At 69.2% G+C, this 1,206-nt stretch carries 1 protein-coding gene; it reads right to left on the reverse strand.

From position 1 onward, the window contains the following. On the reverse strand, window positions 1-1,164 hold a 1,164-nt coding region (locus NLX86_RS34215; RefSeq protein WP_254375721.1), incomplete at its 3' end, for an IS4 family transposase. Window positions 1,165-1,206: the final 42 nt, after the last annotated feature.

Raw genomic sequence — 1,206 nt, forward strand, 5'->3', positions numbered from 1 at the left:
GACGACGCGCAGGGTCCGGATGAAGGAGATCCGGTCCGGATCACAGCCTTCATCTCGTGCGGCGTGATGCATCAGGTCCCGCAGGGCGTGGTGGACCAGCAAGAACGCGTAGATCTCCTGCTCGACCCCGCGTGGGTGCTGGGAGCGCAGAACGAGCCGGGGCCCGCCCTGATGGGTCTTGATCTCGTCCAGTGCGGTCTCGATCTCCCACCGCTGGGTATACAGCGCAGCCAGTTCGGCCGCCGGGGCAGCCGCAGGGGCGAGGATTGTCGTCACCAGCCGGTAAACGGTGCCGTCGTCTCCAGAGCCGACGGTGTACTCGATGACGCGGACCCGGATCGGGTCGGCGCGGCGGTTCTTGTCCCGGGCGGCGACGATCTCGGACAGGTATGAGCCGTCGCCCAGGGTCTTGACCATGGGCAGGACTGCACTGTTCCTCACTCGCCACAGCAGGTCGGCGCCGGTCGTGGTGGCGGCCCGCCACAGGTCGAACCCGACGAAACCCCGGTCGGCCAGCAGCAGCATCCCAGCGGTCAGACGACCGAACAGCCGCCGGGCCAGGACCGTTTCATGCTCGGCCAGCGGGCCGACCTCGGCAGCGAAGACCGCATGAGTGCCGCACTCGACCACCGCTGCCACCCTCGCCTGCGGGAACGCGCCGCGGCGCTGGCCACGCGAGGATCCCGGACGGCCGAAGAAGGCGTCATTGGCGTCGGTGTCGGGCAGGTCGAAGGTGGTGCCGTCCACCGCGACCAGCCGCCACCGGCGATACCAGGCCCCGGCCGTCGCCTCGGTGGCCACCGGCCGGCACACCCGCTCGAACAGTGCCTTGAGCGGTTCAGGGCCCAGCCGCAGCCGGGCCCGGCCGATGGCTGCCGTCGACGGCACCCGCCACGTCCCCTCCGACCGCCGGTCATGCTCAAGCCCGCAGGTCAACAGCCGTGCGACCTCTTCATAGCCCTGCCCCGAGAACAGGCACATCGCGAGCACGAAGTAGACCACCACCCGCGCAGGCAGCAGCCGGCGACGCTGCTCGACCCGCCCGCACTCCGCAACCACCTCATCAACCAACTCCGGCGGAAACGCACGCGTGAGCACCCCGAGCGCGATCCGATCCGAGAACCGATCAACCACCGATGACTTCACCTGTCCGGGCCTTGGCACACCTCCCCTAACGACCCGACAAGCCCAAAGTCACCGGTATTG

The sequence above is a fragment of the Streptomyces sp. A3M-1-3 genome, from assembly GCF_024213665.1.
Taxonomy (GTDB): domain Bacteria; phylum Actinomycetota; class Actinomycetes; order Streptomycetales; family Streptomycetaceae; genus Streptomyces.